This is a genomic window from Vibrio sp. 10N.261.52.A1, assembly GCF_002876325.1.
GTDB classification, from domain to species: Bacteria; Pseudomonadota; Gammaproteobacteria; order Enterobacterales; family Vibrionaceae; genus Vibrio; species Vibrio chagasii.
In genome coordinates this window covers 1-1,133 of record NZ_MCYD01000306.1, presented here as the reverse complement: position 1 = coordinate 1,133, position 1,133 = coordinate 1, and the positions used below count along the sequence as shown (strand labels likewise).

Sequence of the window (1,133 nt, the reverse complement as noted above, 5' to 3'; positions counted from 1 at the left end):
AGTTCTTTCAGCAAGATAAGAGCCACGTAAGCTAACACAGCTCTTACCTGCTATGAACAGATTGAGATCAATTAATCTTCCTGATCGAGCAATCTTTCAAATTCATCGATCTGAACTTTGACCATGTCGATGCTTTGTTGCCAGAAATCGGCTTGAGTCAGGTCCATTGCTAAGTGTTTTTGAACCACTTCTTCCGCCATCATGCTGCCCGTGTCACGAAGCAATGAGACATAATCATCGTAGAACTGCTCTCCTTTCGCATCACGCTGAGCGTAAACACCTTTACTGAACAGATAACCGAATAGGTATGGATAGTTGTAGAAACTCACTTGAGAGATGCTGAAGTGTAACTTGCTCGCCCAAAAGTAAGGGTCTGCTTCGGTCATTGCATCGCCGTACCACTCTTTCCAAGTGCTCTCCATCAGGTCACACAGTTGTTGAGCCGTCAGTTCACCTTTTTCACGCTGCTCATAGAACGCTTTTTCGAACTCAAAACGCACTGGAGTATTAATCATCAGAACTAAGGCAGTTGATAATTCCTCCCACAGCATCTCAAGTTTCTCATTACGAGTTTTTGCTTGTTTAAGTAAGTAATCTCGCACGATGTTTTCAGCAAAGATTGAGGCGGTTTCAGCAAGCGTCATTGGGTAACGTGTCTTACACAACGGCATATCTTTCATTACCCAGTTGTGGAACGCATGACCTAGCTCGTGTGCCAATGTCATTAAGTCAGAGCGGCTGCCACTCCAAGTCATGAACACAAGCGGTGTGCGTGTCGCGGCAAACTTAGTGCAGTAAGCACCTAAACGTTTGTTGGCTGCTGGTGCGGCATCAATCCAGCCATTCTCAACCATCAAAGCGACAAAATCAGCCATCTCTGGATTTACTTCTGCGAAAGCGGTTTTGATCACTTCGATCGCTTCATCAAAAGGATAAACCTTAGATTCAGCGTCACCCAATGGCGGCATTGCAGCTAATTGGTTCCAAGGCTTCAACTCATCTAAGCCGTGAACTTTTGCCATTAGCAGCCCCGCTTTCTGACCCACCTCGCGATTCGCTTTAGCGACAGACATCATAGTGTCTAGCGTTTCAGGCACAATTCGGCTGCCGTGCAAGCTTGGATCTAGGAAATG

At 46.0% G+C, this 1,133-nt stretch carries 1 protein-coding gene; it reads right to left on the bottom strand.

Going from position 1 to position 1,133, the window contains the following annotated elements:
- Window positions 1-71: 71 nt before the first annotated feature.
- Window positions 72-1,133 (bottom strand): M3 family metallopeptidase (locus BCT81_RS03785; protein WP_241908150.1); only part of this gene is annotated, 1,062 nt, incomplete at its 5' end.